General features: G+C 44.0%; 26 protein-coding genes. 1 reads left to right on the plus strand and 25 read right to left on the minus strand.

Going from position 1 to position 25279, the window contains the following annotated elements:
* Positions 1-38: 38 nt before the first annotated feature.
* The 17 genes from trmFO to ACMX2I_RS13245 form a co-directional block, all read right to left on the minus strand.
* A complete protein-coding gene (gene trmFO, locus ACMX2I_RS13165) occupies positions 39-1346 on the minus strand; it encodes an FADH(2)-oxidizing methylenetetrahydrofolate--tRNA-(uracil(54)-C(5))-methyltransferase TrmFO (protein WP_087992064.1) in 1308 nt (435 codons plus the stop codon).
* A gap of 75 nt (positions 1347-1421) precedes the next feature.
* A complete protein-coding gene (gene topA / locus ACMX2I_RS13170; protein ID WP_289347209.1) occupies positions 1422-3497 on the minus strand; it encodes a type I DNA topoisomerase in 2076 nt (691 codons plus the stop codon).
* 186 nt (positions 3498-3683) lie between these two features.
* Positions 3684-4577: a DNA-processing protein DprA gene (gene dprA / locus ACMX2I_RS13175; RefSeq protein ID WP_202327680.1), complete on the minus strand. Its 894-nt coding sequence runs from the start codon at positions 4575-4577 to the stop codon at positions 3684-3686.
* A gap of 60 nt (positions 4578-4637) precedes the next feature.
* The gene (gene sucD, locus ACMX2I_RS13180) at positions 4638-5540 is read right to left on the minus strand and encodes a succinate--CoA ligase subunit alpha (RefSeq protein WP_253269091.1); all 903 of its coding nucleotides are present in this window, start codon (positions 5538-5540) and stop codon (positions 4638-4640) included.
* 28 nt (positions 5541-5568) lie between these two features.
* Positions 5569-6726, minus strand: a complete 1158-nt coding sequence (gene sucC, locus ACMX2I_RS13185) for an ADP-forming succinate--CoA ligase subunit beta (RefSeq protein WP_148961835.1) — start codon at positions 6724-6726, stop codon at positions 5569-5571.
* Between the two features lie 173 nt (positions 6727-6899).
* Positions 6900-7181: a FlhB-like flagellar biosynthesis protein gene (locus tag ACMX2I_RS13190; RefSeq protein WP_414957175.1), complete on the minus strand. Its 282-nt coding sequence runs from the start codon at positions 7179-7181 to the stop codon at positions 6900-6902.
* Positions 7178-8908 (minus strand): hypothetical protein, encoded by a 1731-nt coding sequence (locus ACMX2I_RS13195; protein ID WP_414957176.1) that lies wholly within the window; start codon positions 8906-8908, stop codon positions 7178-7180. The genes ACMX2I_RS13190 and ACMX2I_RS13195 overlap by 4 nt, the downstream gene beginning before the upstream one ends.
* A 29-nt stretch (positions 8909-8937) precedes the next feature.
* Positions 8938-9705: a ribonuclease HII gene (rnhB, locus tag ACMX2I_RS13200; protein WP_414957177.1), complete on the minus strand. Its 768-nt coding sequence runs from the start codon at positions 9703-9705 to the stop codon at positions 8938-8940.
* 70 nt (positions 9706-9775) lie between these two features.
* Positions 9776-10624 carry a ribosome biogenesis GTPase YlqF gene (ylqF, locus tag ACMX2I_RS13205; RefSeq protein ID WP_148961838.1) on the minus strand — a complete coding sequence of 283 codons (849 nt, stop codon included), beginning with the start codon at positions 10622-10624 and terminating at the stop codon, positions 9776-9778.
* 144 nt (positions 10625-10768) lie between these two features.
* Positions 10769-11116 carry a 50S ribosomal protein L19 gene (rplS, locus tag ACMX2I_RS13210; protein WP_003220825.1) on the minus strand — a complete coding sequence of 116 codons (348 nt, stop codon included), beginning with the start codon at positions 11114-11116 and terminating at the stop codon, positions 10769-10771.
* A gap of 139 nt (positions 11117-11255) precedes the next feature.
* Positions 11256-11987, minus strand: a complete 732-nt coding sequence (trmD, locus tag ACMX2I_RS13215; protein WP_087992072.1) for a tRNA (guanosine(37)-N1)-methyltransferase TrmD — start codon at positions 11985-11987, stop codon at positions 11256-11258.
* Complete coding sequence (rimM, locus tag ACMX2I_RS13220) at positions 11984-12508, minus strand: ribosome maturation factor RimM (protein WP_087992073.1); 525 nt, start codon at positions 12506-12508, stop codon at positions 11984-11986. Before rimM ends, trmD begins: the two co-directional genes overlap by 4 nt.
* 4 nt (positions 12509-12512) lie before the next feature.
* Positions 12513-12899, minus strand: coding sequence for a YlqD family protein (locus ACMX2I_RS13225; RefSeq protein WP_394714900.1), 387 nt, complete (start codon positions 12897-12899; stop codon positions 12513-12515).
* Between the two features lie 120 nt (positions 12900-13019).
* Positions 13020-13265, minus strand: a complete 246-nt coding sequence (locus ACMX2I_RS13230) for a KH domain-containing protein (RefSeq protein ID WP_087992075.1) — start codon at positions 13263-13265, stop codon at positions 13020-13022.
* The gene (gene rpsP / locus ACMX2I_RS13235) at positions 13265-13537 is read right to left on the minus strand and encodes a 30S ribosomal protein S16 (RefSeq protein ID WP_010788590.1); all 273 of its coding nucleotides are present in this window, start codon (positions 13535-13537) and stop codon (positions 13265-13267) included. The genes ACMX2I_RS13230 and rpsP overlap by 1 nt, the downstream gene beginning before the upstream one ends.
* 105 nt (positions 13538-13642) lie before the next feature.
* Entirely contained in the window at positions 13643-14983 is a 1341-nt protein-coding gene (gene ffh / locus ACMX2I_RS13240) for a signal recognition particle protein (protein ID WP_087992076.1), read from the minus strand.
* A gap of 13 nt (positions 14984-14996) precedes the next feature.
* A complete protein-coding gene (locus tag ACMX2I_RS13245) occupies positions 14997-15329 on the minus strand; it encodes a putative DNA-binding protein (RefSeq protein ID WP_087992077.1) in 333 nt (110 codons plus the stop codon).
* Between the two features lie 178 nt (positions 15330-15507).
* On the opposite strand from ACMX2I_RS13245, the gene ACMX2I_RS13250 reads away from it, so the two are divergent.
* Positions 15508-15993 carry an Ig-like domain-containing protein gene (locus tag ACMX2I_RS13250; protein ID WP_253269087.1) on the plus strand — a complete coding sequence of 162 codons (486 nt, stop codon included), beginning with the start codon at positions 15508-15510 and terminating at the stop codon, positions 15991-15993.
* A 33-nt stretch (positions 15994-16026) separates the two neighbouring features.
* On the opposite strand, the gene ftsY is transcribed toward ACMX2I_RS13250, so the two are convergent.
* From ftsY to fapR, 8 genes are all read right to left on the minus strand, one after another.
* Positions 16027-17016 (minus strand): signal recognition particle-docking protein FtsY, encoded by a 990-nt coding sequence (gene ftsY / locus ACMX2I_RS13255; RefSeq protein WP_087992079.1) that lies wholly within the window; start codon positions 17014-17016, stop codon positions 16027-16029.
* Between the two features lie 19 nt (positions 17017-17035).
* Positions 17036-20596 (minus strand): chromosome segregation protein SMC, encoded by a 3561-nt coding sequence (smc, locus tag ACMX2I_RS13260; RefSeq protein WP_414957178.1) that lies wholly within the window; start codon positions 20594-20596, stop codon positions 17036-17038.
* 102 nt (positions 20597-20698) lie between these two features.
* A complete protein-coding gene (gene rncS, locus ACMX2I_RS13265) occupies positions 20699-21448 on the minus strand; it encodes a ribonuclease III (RefSeq protein ID WP_014113767.1) in 750 nt (249 codons plus the stop codon).
* Positions 21449-21587: 139 nt separating this feature from the next.
* Positions 21588-21821 carry an acyl carrier protein gene (gene acpP / locus ACMX2I_RS13270; RefSeq protein ID WP_003154310.1) on the minus strand — a complete coding sequence of 78 codons (234 nt, stop codon included), beginning with the start codon at positions 21819-21821 and terminating at the stop codon, positions 21588-21590.
* 84 nt (positions 21822-21905) lie between these two features.
* A complete protein-coding gene (gene fabG / locus ACMX2I_RS13275; RefSeq protein WP_087992081.1) occupies positions 21906-22646 on the minus strand; it encodes a 3-oxoacyl-[acyl-carrier-protein] reductase in 741 nt (246 codons plus the stop codon).
* Entirely contained in the window at positions 22639-23592 is a 954-nt protein-coding gene (gene fabD / locus ACMX2I_RS13280) for an ACP S-malonyltransferase (protein WP_414957179.1), read from the minus strand. Before fabD ends, fabG begins: the two co-directional genes overlap by 8 nt.
* Before the next feature lie 18 nt (positions 23593-23610).
* On the minus strand, positions 23611-24612 hold the full coding sequence (gene plsX / locus ACMX2I_RS13285; protein WP_414957180.1) for a phosphate acyltransferase PlsX: 1002 nt from the start codon (positions 24610-24612) through the stop codon (positions 23611-23613).
* A gap of 13 nt (positions 24613-24625) precedes the next feature.
* Positions 24626-25192, minus strand: coding sequence for a transcription factor FapR (gene fapR / locus ACMX2I_RS13290; protein ID WP_087992084.1), 567 nt, complete (start codon positions 25190-25192; stop codon positions 24626-24628).
* Positions 25193-25279 lie beyond the last annotated feature (87 nt).

A 25279-nucleotide genomic window follows, 5' to 3' on the forward strand; every position in this document is an offset into this window, starting at 1 on the left:
AATGGTATCACAAATCGCGTTCAGGTTGCAATCAATACCTATATTGTTTTCAAAATTGTTTGAATTGTCTCAATCGCGCGGTTCGCGTATTGTTCATTCCGCTCTTTTTTATTTTTAATTTTAACAGGCAATTCTTTTAAAAGCCCAAAGTTTGCATTCATCGGCTGGAAGTTCTTCTGGTTTGTTGTTGTAATATAGTGAGCCATACTGCCTATCGCTGTTTCCTGAGGGAAAGTGACAAGCTCTTCTCCTAGTACAAGTTTAGCCGCGTTAATGCCTGCTATGAGTCCTGATGCAGCTGATTCCACGTATCCTTCTACTCCCGTCATTTGGCCTGCAAAGAACAAATCACTGCGGTTTTTAAATTGATAAGTCGGCTTTAACAGGCTTGGAGAGTTAATGAATGTGTTTCTGTGCATTACGCCGTATCTGACGATTTCTACATTTTCTAACCCCGGAATCAATTTGAGAACTTCTTTTTGGTCTCCCCATTTTAAATGAGTCTGGAATCCTACAATATTATAGAGTGTTCCCGCAGCATCATCCTGTCTGAGCTGGACGACAGCATAAGGACGTTTTCCTGTCTCAGGATGCTCTAATCCAACCGGCTTCATCGGTCCGAAAAGCATTGTTTTCTTTCCCCGTTTTGCCATGACTTCAATCGGCATGCAGCCTTCAAAGAAAATCTCTTTTTCAAACTCTTTTAAAGGGACTGTTTCTGCTGATGTTAATGCTTCATGAAAACGGTCAAACTCTTCTTCTGTCATCGGGCAGTTCAAATACGCCGCTTCACCTTTATCATAACGGGATTTCAAGTACACTTTATCCATATCAAGGCTGTCTTTTTCTACAATTGGCGCCGCTGCGTCATAAAAATATAAATAGTCTTCTCCAGTCAGCTCCTTCAGCTGGGCTGACAGCGATTCAGACGTTAACGGTCCCGTTGCGATAACGGTAGGACCTTCTGGAATTTCCGTCACTTCTTCATTCATAACGGTTACGTTTGGATGGTTTTTTACCCGATTTGTCACGCTTGCGGCAAATTCATGACGGTCTACCGCGAGAGCACCGCCGGCAGGCACCGAACATTCGTCAGCGGCCGCGATGATGGCTGAATCTAGTGCCCGCATTTCTTCCTTTAATACACCGACCGCATTAGCAAGTGTGTTGGAGCGCAAAGAGTTGCTGCACACAAGCTCGGCAAATTTATCTGTATGGTGCGCAGGCGTTTGTTTAACAGGACGCATTTCATATAATTTGACTTGAATTCCCCGTTTGGCAAGCTGCCATGCCGCTTCACTTCCTGCGAGTCCGGCTCCGATTACATTCACTGTTTGTTGGTTCATCTTTCACATCTCCTAGTTTATTATTCAAGGCCTTCTTTTAACACACAAAGAAGGTGAGCAAGACCCTGCTCACCGCTACTTCTGTGGTTCTTCCTTATAATCGCATTCCACGCATTGGACTTGTATGCCTTTTTTGAGTTTTTTCTCGACGAGCATTTTTCCGCATTTCGGGCATTTTCGTTCAATTGGTTTGTCCCAGGAAACGAATTCACAGTCCGGATAACGGTCACAGCCGTAAAAAACCCGTTTCTTTTTCGATTTTCGTTCAACAATATTTCCTTCACCGCAGCTCGGGCACTTTACGCCGATTTGTTTCACAATCGGCTTTGTGTTCCGGCAATCCGGAAAGTTGGAGCAAGCTAAGAATTTACCGTATCGGCCCATTTTATATACCATTGGAGAACTGCACAATTCACAATCTTCCCCTGCATATTCAGGCTCGATTTCAACTTCTTTCATTTCCGCTTCAGCTTTTTTCACGCGTTTTTCAAAATCCGCGTAGAAGTTATCAATAATCTTAACCCATTCGGTATCGCCTTCTTCAACATGATCAAGGTCTTTTTCCATTTTCGCTGTAAACTCAACGTTAATGATTTCAGGGAAAAATTCCATAATCAAGTCAAGAACGATCTGCCCTAGTTCAGTCGGAATAAAACGTTTATTATCCAAAGACACATAGCCGCGCCGCTGAATGGTATCAAGCGTCGGAGCATACGTAGAAGGACGGCCGATACCGAGTTCTTCAAGAGTTTTAACGAGTCGTGCCTCGGTATATCGCGGAGGCGGCTGGGTAAAATGCTGCTCCGGTTCTATATCTTTTGATAATACCGTGTCGCCTTCTTGTAAGTCAGGCAGCATCCGGTTTTTTTCTTCCATTTGGTCGTCTTTTCCTTCAACATACACCTTCATAAACCCGGAAAACTTGACTTTACTTCCATTTGCACGAAATGTCAAACCATTGTTTGTCAGATCGACACTCATTGTATCGAGAATTGCAGGTGCCATTTGGCTGGCAACAAAACGCTCCCAAATTAATTTATACAATCTCATCTGATCTCTGCCGAGTACTGCTTTTAATTCACTAGGTTTTCTGAGAACTGATGTCGGACGGATGGCTTCGTGGGCATCCTGGGCACTTTCATTCTTTTTCGCAGGCTTTCGTTTGCCGCCTAAGAACTCTTTGCCGTATGCCTGATCAATAAATGCAGCAGCTTCATCAACCGCCGTATTTGAAATACGGGTTGAATCCGTTCTCATATACGTGATCAGACCGACAGTTCCTTCTCTTCCAAGATCGATTCCTTCATATAATTGCTGTGCAATCATCATCGTTTTCTTCGCTCTGAAATTGAGTTTGCGTGCCGCTTCCTGTTGGAGTGTGGAAGTGGTAAAAGGCAAGGCCGGATTACGTTTACGTTCCTTTTTCGTTACTTTTTCAACTGTATATTTATTGCCTTTAAGCTGAGAAAGAATGTCTTTTACGTCGGCTTCACTATTTAAAGGAAGTTTTTTGCCGTTTTTTCCGAAAAAGCTCCCTTCGAACGTTTCCTGTCCTTTTAAGAACGTACCGTCAATGGTCCAATATTCCTCCGGCTTAAAGTCGTTAATTTCTTTTTCACGGTCAGTAATCAAACGGAGGGCAACGGATTGAACGCGGCCTGCGCTAAGCCCTTTCTTGACTTTTTTCCATAGGATAGGACTGATTTTGTATCCGACAAGCCTGTCTAAAATACGTCTCGCCTGCTGTGCATCCACTAAATCCATATTGATCATGCGGGGATGTTTAAACGATTCCTTAATGGCGTCTTTTGTAATTTCGTTAAACACCACACGGCAGTCTGAATTGAGATCTAAATCAAGGCTGTGTGCCAAGTGCCATGCAATCGCTTCCCCTTCTCTGTCGGGGTCGGCTGCGAGATATACTTTTTTAGCTTTTTTCGCAGCCGTTTTCAACTCTTTTAATACCGGGCCTTTACCTCGAATGGTAATATATTTTGGTTCGAAATTCTGTTCTATGTCAACTCCCATTTGACTTTTTGGAAGATCTCGGACATGTCCCATTGATGCTTTTACTTTATATTTTTTACCTAAGTAACGTTCAATCGTTTTCGCCTTAGCAGGCGATTCCACGATGACTAGATAATCAGACATTTTCATCCCCCTCAAGAGGTGTTCTCTCTCTTTTCAAGTATTTCAATTTTATTTTTGCTGCTGTCTTTATTTGGCTTTCAACATTTCATTCTTTATGATGAACGTCATTATTTAAATAGAAAACAATATGCAACTTTAAATCCTCACTATTATTAAATATTACAATGCCGTTTGTCAAACGATAATTCAAAAGGGTTCCGTATATTGAACGTTTCTTTCAGGAAGCTCCTCGAAAACATCCTCTGCTGACCATATGGCTTTAGCCCCCTGCTGAATCAGTTTTATAGGACCTCCGGCGTAAGGATCAAATAATGAACCGGGTACGGCAAAAACTTCTCTCCCTTGTTCCAGTGCTTGATATGCAGTAATCAGCGAACCGCTTTTTTCTTTGCCCTGCACAACAATAATGCCTTCACTTAATCCGCTGATGATACGGTTTCTCATAGGGAAATGCCATTTTTGGGGTTTAGTTTCAGGTGGATGCTCTGACAGAAGGATATGGTGTTTTGCCATGTGATTTGCTAACTGAAGGTTTTCCCGGGGATAAATGTGATGAAATCCCCCTGCAATGACGCCGATTGTCCGCCCCTTCGCCTTAATACTTGCCGCGTGGGACATTCCGTCTATCCCAGACGCAAGTCCGCTGACAATCACCCACTCTTTGCGGCAAAGCTCTTTAGTAAGGTGATTGACAACATGCATCCCATAAGCTGTTGGATTTCTTGTACCTACAATTCCAATTTTCCTCCCTTCGGAAAGAAGAGCCATATCACCCTTTGCAAACAGGACGGCGGGGGGATCATAAATGGTTTGCAGCCAGAAAGGATATTGCTTAGAAGAAATCGGGATGGGGATAATGCCTTGCTCATGGTAAGCAGCAAGTACACGCTGAAGCTTTGGATAATGTTTTTCTATTTTGTTTTTTAATGCAGCAGCTTCTCTTTTACCGCGAGTAACAGTTTCTAACAAGGGTGATGTCAGCGACATAGATGGATCGGCTTTCCACCATTTTAATAGAAGGGATGGGGATAATAATTGATTGATTCTGCAAATCATTAAACAGGCAGCGGGCTGATCCAATATATTGACCTCCTTTTGACAGAAAAAGATAGAACAGCCTTGACGGCTGTCCCTTCTTTATTAATGCGTTTTGCAAGTTTCGAACAAGTTCTTCTCTTTCAGCACCTTAATTAACGTTTCGCCCATTACAGAAGGTGTGTCTGCAACTTTGATTCCGCATGCATTAAGGGTTTTGATTTTTTCATCAGCTGTACCTTTTCCGCCGGAAATAATGGCGCCGGCATGTCCCATGCGCTTCCCTGGAGGTGCTGTTTTACCGCCGATAAAACCGACTACCGGTTTTGTCATGTTGGCTTTTACCCACTCTGCCGCTTCCTCTTCGGCAGTACCGCCGATTTCGCCAATCATAATGACAGCATGTGTGTCAGGATCTTCGTTAAACGCTTTTAAAACGTCAATAAAGTTTGTTCCATTTACAGGGTCGCCGCCGATTCCAACAGCTGTAGATTGTCCTACACCGGCTTCTGACAGCTGGTGCACCGCTTCGTATGTTAATGTTCCTGAGCGCGATACAACGCCTACATGACCCTTTTTATGGATATATCCAGGCATAATGCCGATTTTGCATTCTTCAGGCGTGATGACACCAGGACAGTTCGGCCCTATCAGTCTCGTTTTCTTGCCTTCCATAAAGCGTTTTACCTTTACCATATCCAAAACCGGAATATGTTCAGTGATGCAGATCACGAGATCAAGCTCCGCATCTACCGCTTCCATAATCGCATCAGCTGCAAACGGTGCCGGCACATATATAACAGACGCGTTAGCGCCGGTCGTTTGAACTGCGTCAGCCACTGTATTAAATACAGGAACCCCTTCCGCTTCAGTTCCGCCTTTTCCAGGTGTTACACCGCCTACGATATTTGTGCCGTATTCGAGCATCTGTTTCGTATGAAATAAAGCGGTAGAACCTGTAATCCCTTGCACAATAACTCTTGTATCTTTATTAATAAAAACACTCATTATCTGGTCCCCTGCCTTTCATTCTTTCTTAAACTAAGGATACGATTTTCTGCGCGCCGTCAGCCATTGATTCCGCAGATGTAATATTTAACCCTGATTCACTAAGGATTTTCTTCCCTAGATCCACGTTTGTGCCTTCTAGACGGACGACAAGCGGCAATGTCAAACCGACTTGTTTAGTCGCTTCAACAACCCCTTCTGCGATGACATCACATTTCATAATGCCGCCGAAAATGTTGACAAAAATCCCTTTAACGTTTTGATCAGAAAGAATGATTTTGAATGCTTCCGTGACTTTTTCTGCGGTTGCACCGCCGCCCACATCAAGGAAGTTGGCCGGTTCTCCTCCGTAATGCTTGATAATATCCATTGTGGACATTGCAAGTCCCGCGCCGTTTACCATACAGCCGATATTTCCATCAAGGGAAATGTAGCTTAAATCGTATTTGGACGCTTCGATTTCTTTCGGATCTTCTTCATCCAAGTCTCTGTATTCCATAATGTCTTTTTGTCTATACAACGCGTTGCTGTCGAAATTCAATTTCGCATCAAGCGCCATCACACTTCCGTCGCCGGTGACAACGAGCGGGTTGATTTCAGCGATAGAGCAGTCTTTCTCAACAAACGCTTTATATAGTCCAAGCATAAATTTGGCAGCTTTCCCCACGAGCTCTTTTGGAATATTAATAGCGAATGCAATTTCTCTGGCTTGATAGCCTTGGAGGCCGACAGCCGGATCAATTACAGCTTTTTTGATTTTTTCCGGTGTTTTTTCCGCAACTTCTTCAATTTCTGTTCCGCCTTCTTCGGAAGCCATCAGAACGATTCTGGAAGTGGCGCGGTCAAGCACAAGACCCACGTAGTATTCTTTTTTGATATCGCAGCCTTCTTCAATAAGTAAGCGTTTTATTACTTGGCCGTCCGGACCCGTCTGATGTGTAACTAGGGTCTTCCCTAAGAGCTCTTCGGCATACGCTTTAACTTCGTCTAATGATTTTGCTATTTTTACCCCACCAGCTTTGCCTCGACCGCCAGCATGAATTTGAGCCTTTACGACATAAACCGAGCTGGATAAGTTCTTTGCTTTCTCAACTGCTTCATCTGCTGTAAAAGCCACTTTACCTTCAGGAACAGATACCCCATATTTTCTGAGGACTTCTTTTCCCTGGTACTCATGGATATTCATTTCCCATCCTCCTAACTTATGTAACAAAACTAAAATAGACTGCGCTTTCATTCTATAATAATACTGGAAGAATTGTCTAGAGTTCGATGCAAAATCTTTAAATCCTTCTTAACATTCAAACTTTTATTTTATTAAAAACATAAATTTCAAACAGAGGATGGGGAATATTATCGTTATTTTTTGTTTTTTACGCTTTCGTCCAATCTGTAAATGAACGAAAAAATCTCGGCTACCGTTTCATAAAGAGCTTCCGGGATTTGATCATCCACAGTCAAATGGCGCATTAATTCGACAAGGGTCCGATCTTCTTGAATCGGGACCCCTGCATTTTTCGCTTCTTTGATAATGTTGTCGGCTACATGGCCCTTTCCTGTCGCAACCACTCTCGGCGCCCTGTCTTTTCGTTCATCATAATGGAGAGCCATAGCTTTTCTGACCGGCATCTGCTCTTTCATATTTTCACATCCACTTCCTGATCACTGATGCTAGTTACATATTGATCAATTGCAGCCTTCTCTTCGGTGTGAATCCTTTTTTTAGCGTTTACACCTGAAAGACTGTACCCCATTTCCATAAGACCCTGTTTAAGTGCAGGCACCATCGGATCGATCGCAGCCTGAAGATCGAAATCAGTCTCAATTGTAATGGTCATGACTTTTTGCTGTATCAAGCAATCAACGACTGTTTCTTTTAACGTGTCCAACTGCAGCAAAAACAAAAGACGGCAATGGGAGGGATCCAGCTTTCCATCCGCTTCTTTCTTTCCTTTAAACAGAACGGTCATGTCCTGAACCCCTGACTTCGAGAACAGCGGAAATGACATCACTATTTGGCTGTATGACGGATGGTCCTGCTGCATGAAAAGCTGGCCGTTTAATTTGTGAAAAAGCTGATCGGCTTCCCGTTTGACAGGTTCGGCTACCTCATGCGACCCTCTTGCGGCCTGAAGAGCCAACTTCATGGATTGTATTTCATCAGGGGTGACCGCGCTTCCTTGTTCAAACGCTTTAATGAATGCAAGCTCGTCCCTTGCGCCGATTGCCATCTTCACTTTGGTTAAGAAAGAAAGAACATCTGCCTTATCAGCTAAACTAGGCGCTGTATGCTGAACAGCCTTTAAAAAGACTTCGGCTTCCTGATCTGTGACTTGTGCAGCCTGTAAAACAGCTGAAGCGGCAGGTGACTTACTGTCACCCGATGAAGCAGTCGCTTTCATCCAATTTGCTGCTTCTTTCACAATTTGAAGACTGTTTTTTTCAGCAGATTCCGTCAGCTTTGTCAGTAACTGCCGGGCTTCTTTGATTGGAATGTCTGCTGCGGTTTTAGCTGGCTCTCCTTGTACGCCTCTCTGTTCCGCTGCGTGGTTTACAGGCGGCAAACTGGCCTTTTCGAGAGAGCCGGATGGTGCGCTAAGCTCTCTATTTCCGGCTGTATTGCCTGAAGAAGGCGCTTTGGTATTGTACGTTATAGAGACAAGCTTATCGATCAGACGTTCTGCATGAACATCGATTTCACTATTAAAAAGTGTTGTAATTGCTTCTTTGAGCTTTGTCATCATTTGGCTCTGCTGAGGGTTTTGGTTAATAGCCTGAAGCAGCTGGGATACGTGCTGATGCAGCGGAACAGGCGATTTTACTGCATGAACACCGCTCAAAACCTCGGGGTGAATGGGTAATTCACGCTTTAAAGCGAACAGAACCGTTTCAATCGCTTTTTTTGTGTCTGACGCAGGCAGCTCATCCATCCAGCGGACAGCTGTTTTGATATCATTTTCTGTTACGGGTGTTTTGCTCTTGAGCATTGCTCCTGTCATCATTAGAGCAGCGTTTGACGGCTTTACTGATATGGCATTCAGAAGCTTTCCGGCTGCTTCCTGAATGGTTTTGGGATTTTGGTTAAAGCTTTGAACGACCTGAAGGCGGCCTGTTTGTTCTGCCGTTTTTTTTTCGTAGGAAAACCAATAGTACGCCTGAGGACGAAGCTGGGTTTCAAGTTTTCCCTGGACAGTTTGATTGCCGACTTGGATCAGCGCATGCTGATCTCCTAATAAACGAAGCACTTTTCCTAAAAGAAGACGCTTCTCCCCGTTTTGCGCTTCGCTGACATTTGCTGATTCCTTCGGGATTACTGTATTTTTAAAAAGGTGCTGCAGCGCCTTTTGCACATCATTTCGTATATTCATTTACAAGAGGTGCCTCCTTGTCCATTGATTTAACTGATAGATTGAACAGGAGCGAAAGTTTTGCGGTGCAATTCAGTTGGGCCGTATGCAGCGAGAGCTTCAAGATGCTCTTTTGTCCCATAGCCTTTATTTTTTTCAAAGCCATACATGGGGCAGGTTTCGGCATAGGCGCTCATCATCCGGTCTCTTGTTACTTTCGCGATACACGCACCTGCCGCAATAGACACGCTTTTGGCATCACCTTTTATAATTGAGGACTGAGCCGTGTCGAGCGGCAGTGTCATTGCGTCAACAAGCAAATAATCAGGTGTATCTGGCAAATCCTGTATCGCTTTCACCATTGCCATCTTTGAAGCCTCATATATATTGATTTCATCAATCACAGAGGCTTCTACAATTCCTATTCCGACCGCCAGTGCTTCTTTCATAATAAGTTCGTAATATTCATCACGCTTTTTTTCTGAAAGTTTTTTGGAGTCTGTCAGCCCAAGTATTTCACATTCCTCCGGAAGAATGACTGCGCTGGCGACAACAGGTCCTGCCAATGGCCCCCGGCCGACCTCGTCAACACCTGCGATCAAGCGAAATCCTTTGTTTCTTGCCAGCCTTTCATAGGAAGTCATATTCAGCCATTGTTCTTTCAGCGCTTTTTCTTTCGCCTGCTTTTTAAGCCATTGCTCTACAAGCGTTTGAACGCTCTTTCTCGGATCGTTTACGCATTGGGCAAGAAATGGGTCTTGTCCATCCTTCACTTCCTGCAAACGGTCTTTAATGTCCTTTACGGTTAATGTATTCACTTTCTCTTCTCCCTTACTGTATGTATCGGATCGGTCAGGAAAAAATAAAGACCCGCATTTCTGCGCGCCTTTACTTAGCGGGCTGTTCAAATGACAGCCTGCCGAACTTTTCAGTGCGGATATCGCGAATGATGACTTCAGTCGTTTTATCGTAGTTAATAAGCCCTCCGCTCATGAGACAGCCGCGCTTTTCACCTATTGCATCAAACAGCTCTGCAATGTCCTCTGGGATCTCATCAAGGCTGTAACGCTCTTTAAGCCGTTCAGGATAATGTTCTTCGAGAAAACGAAGACCAAACACGGCCACGTCCTGCAGATTGAGAATTGTGTCTTTAATAGCCCCGGTGATTGCCAGCCTCAAGCCGACAAGCTCGTCTTCAAATTTAGGCCATAAAATCCCCGGTGTATCTAAGAGCTCTAATTCTTTCCCGACTTTGACCCACTGCTGAGATGTCGTAATACCAGGTCTGTCTCCCGTTTTTGCTATGTTTTTCTTTGCCAGCCGGTTGATAAGTGTTGATTTTCCGACGTTTGGAATGCCGATAATCAAAGCGCGAATTGCTCTAGGCTTCACGCCCTTCGCCCTCATCCGGTCAAATTTTTCTTGGAGGATCTCTTTTGACGCAGGCACAATTTGATTTAAGCCTTGTCCGTTTACCGAATTAATGGACAGAGAGCGAATCCCCTGATTCTCAAAGTGCTGTTTCCATTGCTGCGTAACTGCCGCATCTGCTTTGTCAGCCTTGTTTAACAGCATAATTCTCGGCTTATTTTTTAGAATGTCCTCAATCATTGGGTTTCTTGATGACATAGGAATTCTGGCATCTACCAATTCATATACAATATCGATTAATTTTAATTTTTCGGTTACTTCCCTTCTTGCCTTTGCCATATGGCCCGGGAACCATTGAATTGTCATGTGACACGAACACCGCCTTTATCTCTTCAGTATGCAAGATTCTTTGTTGTCCTTTATGTATTTTACGATGCCTGTCCGGCATTTTCAAATTGTGTATAAAAAAAGAGCTTGTTACAGGTAACAAGCTCTTTTCGTTCGTTATCATTATCGTCTGATCTCTTTAATACGAGCCGCTTTTCCGCGAAGTTCACGCAGGTAGTAAAGCTTAGCACGGCGTACTTTACCGTAACGTACAACTTCGATTTTCGCGATTTTTGGTGTGTGTACAGGGAAAGTACGTTCAACGCCAACACCGTAAGAAATCTTACGAACTGTGAACGTTTCGCTGATTCCACCACCACGACGCTTGATCACAACACCTTCAAAGATCTGAATACGCTCACGGTTACCCTCAACAACTTTAACGTGTACACGTAAAGTGTCACCAGGACGGAACGCAGGAAGATCAGTACGAAGTTGTTCTTTTGTGATATCTTCAATTAGTTTTTGCATCGTTTTCAACTCCTTCCAACAGATGCTCTTGGCCACAAAACCCGGCACAGCGGAACATCGTTTTCAAGCTTAAAGCGGATAAGCCCGCTTAAGCCACAAGTAGTATCTTATCACAATTTCATAGTCTATGCAATAAGATCTATTCTTTTTCCCATTCAGAAATCCATTTTCTTTGCTGCTCTGTAAGCGGATAGTCTTTCAGAAGATCCGGACGTCTTACATAGGTTCTTCTGATCGATTCTTTATTCCGCCATTCGTTGATTTTCGCATGGTTTCCTGATAGAAGCGTTTCAGGCACTTTTAAACCTTTGTAATCCGCCGGTCTTGTATAATGCGGGTGCTCTAAGAGGCCGGTGCTGAATGAATCTTCAATATGGGAAGCCTCTTTGCCCAGCACACCCGGAAGCAGTCTAACCACACTGTCGGCAATCATCATTGCAGGGAGCTCACCGCCGGTCAGAACAAAATCGCCAATGGATATTTCATCCGTCACCAGATGCTCGCGAATGCGTTCATCGTAGCCTTCATAGTGGCCGCAAATGAACAGCAAATGGTCTTCCTTCGCTAATTGTTCAGCTTTTTTTTGGGTAAAGCGTTCACCTTGCGGGCAGACGAGAATAATACGCGGAGCAGCGGCTGCCTTTGATGTCAGGCCCTCGACCGCGTCAAAAACAGGCTGAGGCTTGAGAACCATGCCTGCCCCGCCGCCATAAGGATAATCATCAACAGTATTATGCTTGTTATCAGAATACTCCCGGAAATTTACGACTTGAAACTGCACCGCTTCTTTATCCTGCGCTTTTTGAAGAATCGATGAACCGAGCACGCCTTCAAACATTTCGGGAAACAGCGTCAAAAAGTCGATTTTCATTCGTCTATTAATCCTTCCATGAGTTCAACCTCAATTTTCTTTTCGCTGACATCGATATGTTTGACCACTGATTCAATGTAAGGAATCAGCGCGTCTTTTTTCCCTTTTCTCCCGATGACCCATACGTCATTAGCTCCAGGCGTCAAGATTTCTTTAACCTTTCCGATTAGTTGGCCGTCTTCGGTAAATACTTCACACCCAATGATTTCGTGGAAATAAAATTCTCCCGCATTCAGCTCTCCTAAATCTTCTTCAGGAACTTTAATGATCGCGTTTTTCAGTTCTTCCACTTCATTCATGCTTTGTCTTTCTTTAAACTGCAGCAAATGAAATTGTTTATGCAGTCTGTGCGTGTTCACCGTTACTTCCACGGGCTCGTTACGTCCGTCTATAAACAGATACAGCGTGTTGCCCGGCTTGTACCGTTCTTCGGCAAAATCTGTTTTCGAAATCACCCGCACTTCGCCTTTAATTCCGTGGGTATTTACGATCTTACCTACGTTAAACCATCGCTTTGTCATATCATCACCTCTGGCGAATTTCAATTACTTGTCCGTCTTTTATGACGATGGTGTTTGCCGCTGTTTTCTCATGCCAGTTATCCCCGGCTTCAATTGTCAGCAGCGCATCGACTTCCTTTTCTTTCATCTCACTGCCAAGCGGCAATGTATGTACTTGAGCAATTTGAAAATCGATTATTTTTATGTTATCTTTTCGCTTTTCTATTGCCTTTTTAAATTGTTCAATCATATCTGTATTTTGCTGTTCTTTCTCATGTTTTCTAAGCTGAAAATAGAGCTGGCTGCATTCTCGTTCAAGCATTTCTTTCTTTTCGGCAAAAGAAGCTAAAAGCTTTTCCTTGCTGCGCTCGGTTAAGACTTGCATAACGGCTACACGGTGAATAATTTGCATCGCACCAAGCTCCCCGCTTTTAAAACTTTTTGTCGCTCAGGTTTTCAATTTCACCTAAGCTTCTATCAGTTTACCCTTTTTTTGCGTGTAAAAAAAGGGGAGGTGCCGGCCCTCTCCCTTTTAGTCAAATATCTCAAATTGAACTTTCTTAGAAGACTGTGCGCCAGCTGCAAATACAGCTGTTCGAATCGCTTTTGCAGTCCGGCCTTGCTTTCCGATAACTTTACCGGTATCTGACTTATGGACAGATAAGCGCAGCGCAATCTTTTGATCGGTTTCTTCTCTTGTGATGCGAATGTCATCTGGATGATCAACAAGCGGCGTCACAATTTTGACAATCAAATCTTCCAAGTGTTGATCAGTCATTACTTGCCTTGTTTAGCGTTGTGGAATTTTTCCATGATTCCTTGGTTAGAGAACAAGTTACGAACTGTGTCAGAAGGTTTAGCTCCAGTTTGAAGCCATTTAAGAGCAAGCTCTTCATCAATTTTCACTTCTGCTGGTTTTACAACCGGGTTGTAAGTTCCGACTGTTTCGATGAAACGGCCGTCACGCGGTGAACGAGAATCTGCTACAACAATACGATAGAAAGGAGATCTTTTTGATCCCATACGTTTTAAACGAATTTTTACTGCCATTTTACTAGCACCTCCGAAAATATTTCAACAAGATAGTATATTAACAATGATAAAAGTGTTTGTAAAGTGTTTTTTCTTAACAACGGTTTTATCATGTATAACCGATTACATAAAAGGTAGCTTAAACCCTTTTTTCTTGCCTTTTGACATGTTTGTCATCTGCTTCATCATTTTTTTCATTTCGTCAAACTGCTTAAGCAGACGGTTGACTTCCTGCACGGATGTCCCGCTTCCTTTCGCAATCCGCTTCCGCCGGCTGGCATTGATGATATCCGGCTGTTCTTTTTCACGAACAGTCATTGATTTAATGATTGCTTCCACATGATTCAGCTGTTTTTCATCAACTTGGATGTTTTTCAGGCCTTTCATTTTACCTGCACCCGGCATCATTTGCAGAAGCTCATCAAGCGGCCCCATGTTTCTGACCTGCCCGAGCTGCTCCAGAAAATCGTCCAATGTGAAGCTCATTGTTCTCATTTTTTGTTCCAGCTCTTTGGCTTTATCTTCATCGACGCTGGCCTGTGCTTTTTCAATCAATGTCAGCACGTCGCCCATGCCGAGAATCCTTGATGCCATGCGTTCAGGATGGAACGATTCTAACGCATCAAGCTTTTCGCCTAAACCGGCGAACTTAATCGGCGTGTTTGTGACCGCGCGAATAGAAAGCGCAGCACCTCCGCGTGTGTCTCCATCAAGCTTAGTCAGCACAACACCGGTTAAACCGAGCTGTTCATTAAAGCTTTGGGCTACATTTACAGCGTCCTGACCGGTCATTGAATCGACAACCAGGAAGATTTCTTCCGGATTCGCGATTTCCTTCACGCTGGTCAGTTCATCCATCAATTCATGGTCAATATGCAAGCGGCCTGCCGTATCCAAAATGACATAGTCATAATGTTCTTCCTTGGCTTTTTCAATAGCCTGTTTAGCTATTTCTACAGGACTGACCTGATCACCAAGTGAGAAAACAGGCATGTCAAGCTGTTTGCCAAGCGTTTCCAGCTGTTTAATGGCGGCTGGGCGGTAAATATCGGCAGCAACCAGCATCGGTTTGCGATTATGCTTTTTGCGCAGCAGATTCGCAAGCTTACCGCTTGTTGTCGTTTTACCGGCACCCTGGAGACCGACCATCATAATAACAGTCGGCGGCCTTTTCGCGGTGGCGATTTTGCTCTCTTCGCCGCCCATCAGCTCAGTCAGTTCCTCTTTAACAACTTTAATGACCTGCTGGCCGGGCGTCAGACTTTTCATGACGTCTTGGCCTACAGCGCGTTCACTTACTTTCTTGACAAAATCCTTGACTACTTTAAAGTTAACGTCAGCCTCAAGCAGCGCAAGACGAACCTCACGCATCATATCTTTTACATCTTGTTCACTGACTTTCCCTTTTCCGCGGATTTTGGAAATCGTCTGCTGCAGTCGGTCGGCTAATCCTTCAAATGCCATAGTTTGCCGCCTCCTAATCTAATTTCTCAAGCGCTTCAATCAGAGCTGTAAGTTCTTCCTCTTCTTTTGAACCGGAAGCAAGCTCCTTCAGCTTATTAAACATCTCTTTACGCTCCTGAAACTTTTTCAAAAGGAGCAGCTTTTCTTCATATTGTTCAAGCATCGCTTCTGTTCGTTTGATGTTATCATAAACAGCTTGTCTTGAAACCTCATATTCTTCGGCTATTTCGCCTAGGGAGAAATCGTCCAAATAATAAAGCGACATATAGCTCTTCTGTTTTGACGTCAACAACGACTGATAAAAATCAAACAGATAATTCATTCTCGTTGTCTTTTCGAGTGACATTTGAGCTCTCCCCTTTGTTAAGTCAAATCCCTTTACGATAACTTAGTTTACACGGTTTTACGGAGACTGTCAAGTTTTTATCTTGTCATAGCAATGATTATTTTTTCCAAAATACACTAAATATCACCCAATTTATTCCGATATTGTATATGAACCCTATTTAAAAGGAGGATTTTTCATGAAAAAAATCGGTTTATTGTTTATGCTGTGCTTGGCAGCTGTGTTTACAATCATTGTCCCGGCACAGCAAGCAGATGCTGCTGAGGCGCCTTATAAGGCTACAATCACAAATATCAGCACGGATGGAGGGGTTTACGGTAAAATCAATTACGGTCAGGGTCAATTTTGGCGAGTGAAGTACAACATCACCATAAGCGGCAAATTGCTCGACCAAAACGGACAGCCAGTGCCAAACGCTCCAGTAAGATTTGAAGCAGATACGAAAGTCGGAAATACAACAAAAACAGCTTCAGGAACAACCGATGAAAACGGAACGTTTGAGGTTCCAATGTATTTGGGACCAGCTGCTGGGTACTATACGTATTACACATCTGTTTCCGTTCATTACTATGACATCATCCCTTTTAGAGTTTATTCAGGAGATTCGAGACTGGTATCCACTGATAACAGCCTTTATCATTTCGCCTATCAAGTGAGAAGATAATAATAGAAAAAGGCCTTTTTAGGGGCCTTTTTCTTAATCCTCGGCTTTTTCAACTAAATCTGAAAACAGGCCGTATACATACGATTCAGCGTTAAATTCCTGAAGATCATCAACTTTTTCACCTAACCCGACTAGTTTAACCGGGATGTGAAGCTCGTTGCGGATCGCAAGGACAATACCGCCTTTTGCCGTACCGTCAAGCTTCGTTAAAGCAATGCCTGTAACGTTTGTTGCTTTAGAAAACTCTTTCGCCTGCGCCATCGCGTTTTGGCCGGTTGTGGCATCAAGAGCAAGCAGCACCTCATGCGGCGCTTCAGGCACTTCTCTTTCGATGACGCGCTTCACTTTTTCAAGCTCTTTCATCAGGTTTACTTTGTTTTGGAGACGCCCTGCTGTATCACAGATTAATATATCAGCGTTTCTTGCTTTCGCAGCATGGACAGCATCATAGATAACAGCCGCAGGATCGCTTCCGGCCGTCTGCTTAATGACAGGCACTCCCGTACGCTCTCCCCATACTTCCAGCTGTTCAATGGCGCCCGCTCTAAATGTGTCTCCGGCAGCAAGTACGACAGATTTCCCTTCTTGCTTCAATTTATGGGCAAGCTTTCCGATTGTTGTCGTTTTGCCGACTCCGTTTACACCTACCAGAAGGATTACATTTAAACGCCCATCCTGAATGTTCAACTCAGAAATTTGCTCATCTCCGCTGTTATAAATCTCGACCAGTTTCTCAGAAATAACAGACTGGACTTCCATCGGATCTTGAATATTTCTGCGTTTCACTTCTGTTTTCAGCTCATCTATTAATTCCATAACAGTTGTAAAGCCGACATCCGCGCTGATAAGAACCTCTTCAAGTTCTTCAAAGAAATCCTCATCCACTTTACGGTAACGGGATACAAGATCATTCACTTTGGTTTGAAAGGAGTTTCTTGTTTTTTCAAGGCCATCCTTAAACTTTTCAGATACGGAATCTGTCTGTTTTGTGATTTTCTCTTTTAATTTTTTAAAAAAGCTCATCTTTTACCCTCTTTCCTCGTTACTGTACGAATTCTTTTGTTTCTTCCAGCTTAACTGAGATTACCTTCGAAACACCGGATTCCTGCATGGTTACGCCGTATAGCACATCCGCTTCCTCCATCGTCCCTTTTCTGTGGGTAATCACGATAAACTGGGTATCGCTGCTGTATTTTTTTAAATACTGCGCAAATCGGAAGACATTCGCTTCGTCAAGCGCAGCCTCTACTTCGTCAAGGACGCAAAACGGCACAGGACGAACCTTTAAGATTGAGAATAAGAGCGCTATAGCAGTAAGCGCACGCTCTCCGCCTGACAGAAGGTTTAAGTTTTGCAATTTTTTCCCCGGCGGCTGTGCGATAATCTCGACTCCTGAGTGAAGCAGATCGTTCGGATCGGTGAGCCTTAGTTCAGCTCGTCCTCCTCCGAATAAGGAACGGAAGACATGGTCAAAATGTGAGCGGATTTGGACGAATGTGTCGTTAAAGCGTTTCGTCATTTCTTCATCCATTTCTTCAATCACTTGGAACAGGGTATTTTTCGCTTCTGTCAAATCTTCTTTTTGTTCTGACAGAAACTTATACCGTTCGTTGACCCTCTCAAACTCATCTATGCTTCCGAGGTTTACAGCACCCAGCTCTTCGATTGCGAGTTTAATCAGCTTCACGCGCTTTCTGGCTTCCTCTGGATCAGCTTCAAGCTGATATGTCTCTTTTGCCCCCTCAAAGGACAAGCTGTATTCCTCCCGCAAGTACTGAAGCAAATTATCAAGCTCAACTTCCATCCGGCCCAGTTTGACCTCTTCATCTTTTAAGAGGGTTGTTTTTTGTTTATACAGCCGTTTCATTTCTTTCAGCTCACGCTCATACGTATCAAGCCCATGCTGAAGCTTGATACGCTGGTCGCGTCTTAACGCAATCAGTTCGATCGTTTTCGTTTTGTCATTCAATTTATGTTTTGCAGCTTCTTCAAGCTTTTCTTCGCCGCTGGAGCTTGATGACATCTCTGACGTTAAGAAGCTCAAGTCTTCTTTCGCTTCTTTTAACGCAAACTCTGTTTCTGCGAGCTCTTTCTTTAGTCTGTCAAGGTTGTCCTCTTCACCCTGGCATGCCTGCTCTTTTTTGGCCGCTGTGATCTTCAGCTCGGTCAGCTCATTGGAGAGAGACTCTTTCGTTGAGGATTGCGTTTGTTTTTGTTTTGTCAGTCTGTCCATGTCCTCTTCAAGCTGCTTCATCTTTTCGGATACGGCAGAAAGCTCTTCTTCCAGCTTGCGTTTGCGCGTTTTCTTCTCTTCATCGCTTTCTGACAGAGCGGATTTTTCTTGATCATAGAGCTCTAAATGGGTGTTGATATTTTTTTCGGCAACTTGAAGTTCGTACAGCTGGCCTTTTACATCCTGCTGCTTTAATCTCAAGCTTTCCCCTGTTTCTCTTAAATCAGCCAGTTTATTCTCTATATCCTGAAGGGATTGCTTAAGTGTTTTGACTTCTTGTTCAAGCAGTGCTGTTTTCTCTTCCATTTCAATGAGCCGTTTGCCCACATCTTCAAGCTCACGGCTTCTTCCAAGCAGCGAGTTATTTTTCTTTTTAACCGCTCCGCCCGTCATTGAACCACCCGGATTCACGACATCTCCCTCAAGGGTTACGATGCGGTACCGGTGGCCGAGAAGCTTCGCAAGCTCGTTTGCCCCCTTTAAATCCTCTGTGATCAGCACGGTTCCAAGAAGATTCTGGATGATGCGCCGATACGCAGGATCAAATGTGACAAGTTCACTGGCAACCCCGAGAAATGACGAATGCTGCGCTGCTGTTTCCGCGTCCCGGCTTTGAAGCTGGCGGTCTCTGATGACAGAAAGAGGCAGAAACGTCGCCCGGCCGAAGGAATTCTGTTTTAAATATTGAATCGCTTTGCGGGCAGACTGTTCATCGTCGGTCACGACATGCTGGGCAGAAGCGCCGAGCGCAATTTCAATGGCCGTTTCATACTTCTGTTCTGTTGAGATCAGCTCTAGGACCGCTCCGCGAATTCCGCCGAGCCGCTCTTTCGCTTTCAGCACTTCTTTAACACCTTGATAAAAGCCGGAGAAATCACCCTGCATCGCCTCAAGCATATCCTTTTTCGATCTCGCTTGCTGAACGTATTGGTATGCCTGATACAGAGCGGATTCATTTTTTTCGTATTGGCGCTTTTTCTGCTCATATTTTGTCTGCATGTCACGATATGCGCCGACTTGGCTGTGAATCTCCTGCTCAATTCGGGCAAACTCCGTTTCACATGCGGCTTTTCGCGCAGAAATATCGCGCCGTTCCTGAAGATGCTTTTCATTGTTGTCTGCAAGCCTCTGTAATGTGACAGCGGATTGGGACATCTGGTCATCCAGCAGCTGGAGCTCGTTTCGTATCGAAGCCTGGCTGTTTAACAGTTCAAAGTAATCGCTTTTCAGCTGCTCGATCTTCTCTTCGACATTTTCATTGTGAAGACTGAGAGCCTGCTGTTTTTCTTTTACCTGAGCTCTTAACAGTTTCACCTCTGCCTGAAGCGTTTCGAAGACAGCTTCCTGCTTCGCAAGCTCTTCTTTCAGCACCGTTTCTTTTTGCTGAAACTGAACGATGGCTTCTTCAAGCTGTTCTTGGTTTTGCACAGCGTTTTTCTTGCGTTCTTTCAGGACTTCTTTACGGCCTTCAAGCTTTTCCAGCTCTTCACTCGTCACCAATAAGACCTGCTGGAGCTCATCTACTGATTCATCCAGCGCTTGAATTTTGTCTCTCACATCTTCAATTTTCGCTTCTTTCGCAGAAATTGCAGACGATTCAGCGAGCTCTTCTTCCTTTGCGAGCTGCACTTTCTCTTTAAGCGTTGACCATTTGCCATGCAGCTCTTCGATATCATAGGCAGTCAGCGCAATTTCAACATGCTCCAGCTCTTTCTTTTTCTCCAGATAGTCTTTCGCGATTGAAGCTTGAATTTTAAGAGGTTCAACCTGTCCTTCAAGCTCATGTAATATATCTTCTACCCGGTTTAAATTGTCCTGTGTCTCAAACAGTTTATTTTCTGCTTTTTTCTTTCTCGTTTTATATTTAAGCACCCCGGCCGCTTCTTCAAAGATACTGCGGCGATCCTCCGCTTTGCTGCTCAGGATCTCTTCCACTTTCCCTTGGCTGATAATAGAAAATGCTTCTTTACCCAGACCAGAGTCCATAAATAAATCAATAATATCTTTTAAGCGGCACGGCTGATTGTTGATCAGAAACTCACTCTCACCTGATCTGTATACACGTCTTGTAACACTGACCTCATGGAAGTCAATCGGCAAGAAATGATCATCATTATCAAGAGTAAGTGTAACTTCAGCTAGGTTTAATCGCTTTCTCGAATCACTGCCGGCAAAAATGATATCTTCCATTTTTCCGCCGCGAAGAGACCGTGCCGATTGCTCTCCAAGAACCCAGCGAATGGCATCTGTGATATTGCTTTTTCCGCTCCCGTTTGGACCGACAACCGCTGTAACGCCTTTTACAAAATCTACGGAAATCCGTTCTGCAAACGATTTAAATCCTATAACGTCTAAACGTTTGAGGAACATAGCGATCCTCCTTATGTAATAAGTATTTCAATTCTATCATAAAACATGGATGAAATAAGACGGCATACATACTGAAATCCCCCTGAATGATAAAGGGGGATTTTATTGTCTCGTATGGTGTTTTTGCAATTTAGCTAAAGCTTCCTGAGCAGCGTGCTGTTCGGCTTCTTTCTTTGAACGGCCGTTTCCGACTCCGAGTGGTTCACCTTTTAGAGATACGATGGCTTCAAATTCACGGTTGTGCGCAGGTCCTTTTTCGTTGGAGATTTTATACTCCAGAGAGCCTTTGCCGTCCCGCTGCACGTATTCCTGCAGCTGGCTTTTGAAATCCATCACATGAGAAAAAGCACCATCGTTAATTTTAGGGAACACATAGACTTTTAAGAAACTTTCGACCGGCTCTAATCCCTGGTCAAGATACAAGGCTCCGATAAATGCCTCAAAAACATCCGCCAATAGAGCAGGACGCTTTCTTCCGCCTGTCATTTCCTCACCTTTACCCAATAGGACAAGGTCGCCGAATGACAGTTCGTGAGCCAATGAAACGAGAGACGGTTCGCATACAATCGCTGCTCTCAATTTCGTCAAATCTCCTTCACTCATAGCCGGGTACTTGGCAAATAAGAATCTGGAGATGGTCAGTTCCAAAACAGCGTCACCTAAAAATTCAAGCCTTTCATTATCTTCATACGGCTTTTTCCGATGCTCATTCACATAAGATGAATGTGTAAATGCTTGATACAAAAGCTTTTCATTTTGAAAGTGAACCGAAATCCGTTCTTGAAACTCTTTAAATTGTTCTACTTTTTTATAGAACTTTTTTTTATCTTTATAATGTGAGTGTTTTGACATAGTAACCTCCATAGGCACATCAGGTTCACCGCGCTTCTCTGACTAAACCGGATACAGCGCGCGTAAAAGCGGCATGCTGTAATAACTGCACGAATAAAGGGCTAAAGCCCCGCGTTCCGGCGGGACTTTTAGCATCAGCTTATTGCTGGTTTTGTATGTAGTTCACAGCGTCGCCGACTGTTGCAATCTTTTCAGCATCTTCGTCAGAAATTTCCATATCAAACTCGTCTTCAAGTTCCATAACAAGCTCAACTACATCTAGGGAATCAGCACCTAAGTCTTCCTTGAAAGAAGCTTCAAGTTTGACGTCTGCTTCATCAACGCCAAGGCGATCTACGATGATTTTCGTTACACGCTCTAATGTATCTGCCATAGCAATTCACCTCCCCTCAAGTATTATAGTGGATTCGTTTTTAAAAAACTAGAGAAACTATGATGAAATTTTCGAGAAAAAAACTTACATCACCATTCCGCCGTCAATATGAAGCGTTTGGCCTGTCATATAACGAGCTCCCTCAGAAGCAAGGAACGTGACAACGCTGCTGACGTCGCCAGGTTCCCCAAAGCGCGCGAGCGGAATTTGTTTCAGCATTTCGTCTTGAACATCTTTTGTTAGCTTATCTGTCATATCAGTTGAGATAAATCCAGGCGCAATCGCATTTACCGTAATATTGCGGCTTGCGAGCTCTTTGGCAGAAGATTTTGTTAAACCGATCACGCCGGCTTTTGCGGCCACGTAGTTTGCTTGTCCAGGATTTCCACTGACACCTACGATAGACGACACGTTAATAATACGGCCTGAACGCTGTTTCATCATTTGTCTTGTAACAGCTTTCGTGCAGTTGAAAACACCCTTTAAGTTAATGTTAATGACGTCATCCCATTCATCTTCTTTCATTCTCATGATGAGATTGTCTCTTGTAATTCCGGCGTTATTAACTAAAATGTCAATCGCAGAAAAAACAGACAGCGTTTCTTTTATCATGTTTTGTACATCTTCGGGATTTGATACATCCGCTTTGACAGCAATTGCTTTTCTGCCCAATGATTTGATTTCATCGACTACTTCATTAGCTTTCGCTTCATTGCCGGAGTAGTTCACGACAACGTTTGCGCCGCTTTTTGCCAAGTCAAGGGCGATTGAGCGGCCGATTCCGCGGGATGCGCCAGTGACAATAGCTGTTTTGTCATTAAGCATTTTCATTCTCCTCCTTAAGCGTTTGAATTGCCAGCTCGATCGTTTCCGGATCTGATACAGCAATTGTTTTTAAACGTCTGTTTACTTTTTTCACAAGGCCTGAAAGCACTTTTCCGGGGCCGATTTCAATAAAAGTCGTAACACCCTCTGCAATCAGCTTGTTAATGCTTTCCTCAAAACGAACCGGAGAGTAGAGCTGCTCAATGAGCTTCTCTTTGATTTCTGCTTTATCAGTCATGACATTAGCAGAAACGTTTGAGATGACCGGAACGTCAGCGTCATTTATGTCACAGGAGTCCAATACTTCTTTCAGCTTTTCAGCTGCTGGCTTCATTAGTTCAGAATGGAACGGGCCGCTTACTTCAAGCGGAATCGCACGTTTTGCACCGTTCTCTTTTGCCCGTTCAGATGCAAGCTCTACCCCTTTAGCTGTTCCGGAAATGACGATTTGTCCGGGGCAGTTGAGATTCGCAAGCTGGACAAGGCGACCTTCCTCCGTCACTTTATCGGTTACTTGCTTTAATGTTTCAGCATCCATGCCGAGAATCGCAGCCATGGCTCCTTCGCCAGCCGGCACTGCTTCATTCATAAACTCTCCGCGTTTTCTGACGATATAAACAGCATCTTTGAAAGACAGTGCGCCAGACGCAACCAGTGCGGAATATTCACCAAGGCTATGTCCTGCTGTAAAATCAGGTGTAATGCCTGATTCTTTAAATTTTTCAAGAACAGCAATGCTTGTCGTCAGTAAAGCAGGCTGTGCATTATATGTAAGCGTTAATTCTTCAGTATCACCTTCAAAAATCAGCGAACTGAGTTTTGTTTCCAATGTTTCATCCGCTTCATCAAAGAGACGCTTTGCAGCAGGGACCTGCTCATAAAGCTCTTTCCCCATGCCGATAAATTGTGATCCCTGACCCGGGAATAAAAATGCAATCTTACTCATGATGTAAAAACCTCCAGACTACTCATCTGTTTTTTCTTCTTTTACTTCTTCCTGAATGAGCGCAGCCACATTTTGGCTGACCATCTCTCTTGCTTGACGAATCGCGTGAAATACAGCATTAGAATCTGAAGAGCCGTGCGCCTTGATCACAGGGGCTTTTAAGCCAAATAGACTTGCTCCGCCATAATTCGAATACTCCATTTTCATTTTCATGTCTTTCATCTTCGGCTTCAGCACAGCTGCCGCGAGCTTTGATGTGAAATTAGACGTCATGACTTCCTTCATCATTTTAAAAATAGACAACGCAGAACCTTCCAGCGTTTTGAGTGTAACATTCCCGGTAAAGCCGTCTGTTACTACAACATCCGCCACATCATCTAAAAGGTCTCGCGCTTCCACGTTTCCGATAAAATGTATATTAGCTGTTTCTTTTAATAATTGAAACGTCTGCTTCGTCAGTTCGTTTCCTTTTTTATCTTCTGTTCCGACATTTAAAAGCCCGACTCTCGGTGAAGTGACACCGCGTACTTGCTGAGAATAAACAGAACCCATGATGGCATATTGGGCGAGGTGCTCCGGCTTGGCATCGACATTGGCGCCGACATCAAGGAGAAGAAATCCATCTCCTGAAATGGTCGGAAGCGTCGGGGCAAGCGCCGGACGGTCAATCCCTTTAATTCTGCCGACAATAAACAGACCGGCTGTCATTAACGCGCCGGTATTTCCTGCTGATATGCAGGCGTCAGCTCTGTTTTCCGCAACTTCCTGCGCCATAAGGACCATAGATGAGTTCTTTTTTCTTCGCACAGCGCGGACCGGTTCATCCGTAGGCTCAATCACTTCATCTGCGTGCAGCACCGTGATGCGATCTGGTGTTGTTGTTAAATGTGATTCTATCGTTGTTTTGTCACCGACAAGTGTGATATAGAGATCATCAAATGCCTCTATACCCTTTAAAACTCCGTCAATAACAGCTTTGGGAGCGTGGTCTCCTCCCATTGCATCTACAGCTATTCTCATGCATGCTCCACCTTTATAATTGTTTTGAACGGTACATGTCAAAATGTCCAGAAAAAACAATTTCTTCGCCAACATAGCTGTTCACTTCGACAACTGTTCTTCCTTTTTCTTTTTCGACCGCCGTCACTTTCGCTTTCGCTACAACACGTTCTCCCTGCTTTACCTGTCTTGTAAAGCGGATGTCTGCGCTTGCAGTCAGTGCCAGCTCGTCATCAATAACGGCCACAGCCAAAGAATTCGCCTGTGCAAACAAATGGTGTCCTCTCGCAATTTGATTCCGGCTGAACACATGCTCCTGTTTGATTTCTAAAATGGATATCGCCTGATCATCCAGCTCAAGGTCAATAATTTCTCCGATAACTTCGTCCAGTGACAGGGATTTCACTTCATCTTCAAGCGTTTTCTCTGCAACGTTCTTAATTCTTTCTCTCAGCTCCGGTATCGATAGCTCTAAGCGGTCCAAACGAATTGTCTGGATGCTCACCCCGAATTTACCCGCTAATTCTTCATCTGTAATAAAGGGGGTTGCTTGTATCGTCTGCTGAAGTAATTCCTGGCGTTCTCTCTTATTTCTTCTCATGTCTAAACACCATCCGGACAATTAAGACTAGGTACTAATAGTAGTATATAATTTCATAGATTGGAATGCAACGATTGTTTCTTGCTG

Origin of the sequence: Bacillus sp. SW14 (genome assembly GCF_047608225.1) — a bacterium.
Lineage (GTDB): Bacteria > Bacillota > Bacilli > Bacillales > Bacillaceae > Bacillus > Bacillus subtilis_G.